The 1234-nt window shown below is 42.8% G+C and carries 2 protein-coding genes; both read left to right on the plus strand.

Annotation, left to right across the window (positions count from 1 at the left end; translation table 11 throughout):
• A partial coding sequence (locus tag Q0369_RS07320; protein WP_298098019.1) for a hypothetical protein occupies positions 1-92 on the plus strand: 92 nt, incomplete at its 5' end.
• Positions 93-373: 281 nt separating this feature from the next.
• Positions 374-1021 carry a hypothetical protein gene (locus tag Q0369_RS07325; RefSeq protein WP_298098016.1) on the plus strand — a complete coding sequence of 216 codons (648 nt, stop codon included), beginning with the start codon at positions 374-376 and terminating at the stop codon, positions 1019-1021.
• Positions 1022-1234: the final 213 nt, after the last annotated feature.

Consider the following 1234-nt stretch of genomic DNA (forward strand, 5'->3'; position numbering starts at 1 on the left):
TCGACGCCAAGCCTTTCATGGACGAGCTAAATAAGCAGGGCTTGCCGTGGGAGATAATCGAAATGAAGCCTGGCGAGAGGTATGAAGTCTAAATTTAGGCTTGTCTTTTTCTACTTATACTTCGTTGAAATTTGATTTTTAATGCTCACGTATCAAATATACGCTCCGCTTAAAAATCAAATTTCATCTCAGCTAGGCAAAAAATACTGCGCCTTATTCTGCTGCGTTTAAATTCTAATTAAATTCGCTCAGTCATGTATTTCATATACGCTCTCGTCCTCAAATTTTAATTTGTCTCAATCGGGGACAATACCGTGCGTCGAATGCTGCTTTAAATTTAGCTATAATCGCATAAAATTTTATCGGAGTAGATATGAAACGAATTTTAAAAGCGCTGATTTTTAGCGTTGCATTTTCATTTCTCATTGTGGGTTGTGCTAATAAAACCGCGCCCGTAGAGCTTGAAGGCAAGAAGCAAATTCGCGCGATCCAAATAGAGGCAAACCGTACGGTAATGATCAGTGATGCTTACGACTACGAATTTGGCAGCGATTATCGCGCGGCGAAAGCGGAATTTGAGCACCTAAAATCGCTCTATCCACACGCAGTGGAGGTAAATAGAATTTCGATCGCTACGGATGCATTTAATGAACCTCACGCAAGCGCGCTACTTTTTGAGCTATGGCTTGACCGCGAGAGCCTGCCGCTAGCAGATCAGCTTGTGCTTTACAAGCATCCAAATTTTATGGGCTTTAAAGATCGCGAAATTTTACAATTTAGCTTCAAAATTTTAGGCGTTCCTACGCGCGTAAAAGATCGCGATCGGATCCTAAAAAAATATGCGCTTGCTAAGCCGTTAAGTTTAAACGCGGTAGTATTTATTGATAGCGGCAGGCTGAGCGAGGAAAGTGTGCGTAAAAACGGTGAGACGCAAGACGCAGTTTTAACTATGTTTAGCCCCGTCTGGATGCCCGTCGCTGCCGTAATGCAAAGTCTCGGCGCGCTATTTGATAACGAGTAAATTCTTCCAGTAAAAATTTCGATGCTCGCTTGCTCTTATGTTGCAATATGAGGGCTGCGTTTTGGGCGGGTACGCCGCGAGTGATGTCTTGGATAATAGCCCTGTTTGTTTGGTTAAGCGCACTCGCGGCGTATTTTAATAAGTAAATTTTAAATCGTGGCGAAATTTTATAATTTGCCATCGAGTTCGGCTCTGTTTTAAACAGACGGGCGG

Source organism: uncultured Campylobacter sp., assembly GCF_938030685.1.
In the GTDB taxonomy this organism is placed as follows: domain Bacteria; phylum Campylobacterota; class Campylobacteria; order Campylobacterales; family Campylobacteraceae; genus Campylobacter_B.